Annotated in this window: 2 protein-coding genes; both read left to right on the top strand. The window is 73.8% G+C overall.

Going from position 1 to position 1075, the window contains the following annotated elements; all coding sequences use genetic code 11:
- Positions 1–22 precede the first annotated feature (22 nt).
- Positions 23–832 (top strand): ABC transporter permease, encoded by an 810-nt coding sequence (locus RT309_RS09215; RefSeq protein ID WP_313356586.1) that lies wholly within the window; start codon positions 23–25, stop codon positions 830–832.
- Positions 829–1075: ATP-binding cassette domain-containing protein (locus RT309_RS09210; protein ID WP_313356573.1), on the top strand; the 247-nt coding region annotated here is incomplete at its 3' end. The genes RT309_RS09215 and RT309_RS09210, both read left to right, overlap by 4 nt.

The raw sequence follows: 1075 nt of genomic DNA, 5'->3' as shown, positions 1-1075 counted from the left end.
CGCCGACACTCGAGGAGCGCCGATGATCGCGCGCCGGGTGGGTCTGGGCTGCGCCGTGGCGTTCCTCGCGGTGGTCGCGCTCGCCGCGGTCTTCCCCGACCTGCTCGCCACCCACGACCCGCTGCGCACCGATGTGCGGGCGGCGCTCGAGGCGCCGGGAGCGGCGCACCTGTTCGGCACCGACCAGTCCGGACGCGACGTGTTCTCCCGTGTCGTGCACGGTGCGGGTCGCTCGGTGGGCATCGGCCTGCTGGCGACGGTGCTCGCCGTGCTCGCCGGTCTCGTGCTCGGCTCGCTCTCGGGCGTCTCGCCGCGGGTGGTGGATGCCGTGGCGATGCGCGTCACCGACATCCTGCTCGCCTTCCCCGAGTTCCTCATCGCGCTGATCGTGGTGGCGGTGCTCGGTCCGGGGGCGGTGAACGTCGCCATCGCAGTGACGATCGCGGCGGTGCCGGTGTACATCCGCCTCGCCCGCACGCAGACCCGCACCCTGCGCATCGCCGAGCATGTCGAGGCCGCGCGGATCCTCGGCGTCGGTCCGGTGCGCACCTTCACCCGCCACGTCGCGCCCGGGGTGCTCGGCTCGCTGAGCGTGCTCGCCACGATCGGCATCGGCTCGAGCATCCTCGCTGCCGCCGGTCTCAGCTTCCTCGGCCTCGGCCCGTCCGAGCCCGCTCCGGAGTGGGGACTCATGCTGTCGGGCGGGCGGAACGTGCTCGGCCGCGCCTGGTGGATCTCGGTGTTCCCGGGGCTCGCCATCACACTCACCGTGATCAGCGCGACCGTGATCGGCCGCGCCCTGCGTGCCAGAGCCGAGGGGCGGCGCGCATGAGTGCGGTGCACGTGCGCGGGCTGCGCATCGCAATCGACGGACGCGCCGTCGTCGACGGGGTCGGCCTCGACGTCGCCGCGGGGGAATGCGTGGCGATCGTCGGCGAGTCCGGTGCCGGCAAGTCGCTCACCGCCCGCGCCCTGCTCGGGATGCTGCCCGACGGCGCCCGCATGACGGCAGACGAGCTGCGGATCGACGGCGTGGACGCCTCCGGCCTGAGCGAGTCCTCCTGGCGATCCCTGC

Source organism: Microbacterium sp. (assembly GCF_032084865.1).
In the GTDB taxonomy this organism is placed as follows: domain Bacteria; phylum Actinomycetota; class Actinomycetes; order Actinomycetales; family Microbacteriaceae; genus Microbacterium.
The sequence above is the reverse complement of the archived record's forward strand: the minus strand, read 5'-3'. Positions and strand labels throughout refer to the sequence as shown.